Source organism: Mycolicibacterium novocastrense (genome assembly GCF_001570485.1).
GTDB classification, from domain to species: domain Bacteria; phylum Actinomycetota; class Actinomycetes; order Mycobacteriales; family Mycobacteriaceae; genus Mycobacterium; species Mycobacterium novocastrense.
Genome location: NZ_BCTA01000108.1, coordinates 1 through 1,514, shown reverse-complemented (window position 1 = coordinate 1,514; position 1,514 = coordinate 1). Strand labels below are relative to the sequence as shown.

Here is a 1,514-nt window from a genome sequence, read left to right as displayed (position 1 = left end):
TGTCCCGTGTCGCCGGGTGGGGCGGGCTTTCCTGGGGCCTGTGGGTCCTTCATCGTTGATGGGTCCGATGGGGTGGGGTGTTATCCGAAGGCGGTGCGGACGCGGTGCCAGGCGGCGGCGATCGCCGCCGCCCAGCGCCAGGTGGCATCGATGCGTAGCCGCAGTTGGCGGGCGCCGCGGGTGATACGGGCGGCCACGTGCAGGACCCGGTAGCGGAACGTGGTGATCTCGACGCGGGCCAGAGCGCGATCGCTGGCGAACCCGATGAGGCGGGTCCAGGTGACCAGGTCAGCGGCGGCCAGGACGATTTCGAGCCAGGCAGCATTGGCCCAGAAGGAGTGGCAGGGCAGGTTACGCAGCCCGGTGGCTTTGAGTTCGCGGATACGGTCCTCGACGCGGGCGTGCTGGCGGTGCCGTAGTTCCAGACCGGCGACCTGACCGGGTACGACACCCGGTGGTGTGTCGGTGATGAACGCGGTGACCCGCATGCCGTCGGCGTCGGTGAACCGCAACTGCGCGCCGGGGTGGGGGCGTTCTTTACGCAGGATCAGCCGGGTCCCTTCGGGCCAGGAGGCCAGGTTGACCAGGTCGGTGGCTTCAGCGACCCACGCGCCGTCGCGGATCCCGCCGTCGGTGTCGATCGCTGGATACCAGCAATCGCCGAGGTTGAGGGTGTCCACGGCGTCCTGGACGCGGGTATCGACGGGGTACCCGAAGGAGAACCCGGCCCCGGCGGCCCGGCACGCTGCGGCGAATTTGTGGGTGGATCCGGCGGTATCGCAGCGCACCAACACCTTCGGGGCCTCGGGGTTGTCGGGATCGTCGGGGTTGGGCCGCCACGCCGCTGGCAGCGATGCCAAAGCCTGGTGCAGGACGATGATGTGGTCGGAGGCGGTGTTGGAGCCGGCGTTACCGTTGCGCAGCAACCCGGCCAGGGCTTCGCCGCCGGCGATGTCGGGGCGGTCCAGAAACGCCAGCAGCGGGTGCAGCCCGAACGTTTTCTTCCAGGTCGGCGCAGCCCCGGCCTTGTTGTCGGAGTGATCGATCACCAGCGTGGCATCGATGTCGATATGCAGCCAGCCGCCGGTGGTGGGGGCGGCTCCGACAGCCCAGGCCGCTGCCCGCGCCGCGGCTCGGGCTGCGCGCACCCCGGGTAGATGCGCGGCATCGATCCGCTCATCGATCAGCCGCCACATGGTGGTCGTTGAGGCCTTGGCCCCCAGGACGTGCTCCCGGTCACCGCACAGCTGACCGACCGCGTCGATGCAGTCCGCGCCGTCGGCGACCGCGGCCGCCAGATCAGCGAACACCTCCCCAGGCGCATACACCCACGGGCCGCGGTAGGTGTCGGCCAACGCGGCCGTGACCTGCGCCGATAAGCCGGTCCGGTCGGCAAGCTCACGCAGCATGCCCATCCCGGCATGCGACACAACGCCATGGCCGTCGGCGGAAACTTTCACCGGCGATGCCGCCGCGATATTCTTCACCTGCGAAGTGCCTTCCCGTCAGGGTTT

At 69.6% G+C, this 1,514-nt stretch carries 1 protein-coding gene; it reads right to left on the bottom strand.

Translation table 11 applies throughout. The features are described from left to right. Positions 1-80: 80 nt before the first annotated feature. Positions 81-1,487 (bottom strand): IS1380 family transposase, encoded by a 1,407-nt coding sequence (locus tag RMCN_RS30635; protein WP_016341434.1) that lies wholly within the window; start codon positions 1,485-1,487, stop codon positions 81-83. Positions 1,488-1,514: the final 27 nt, after the last annotated feature.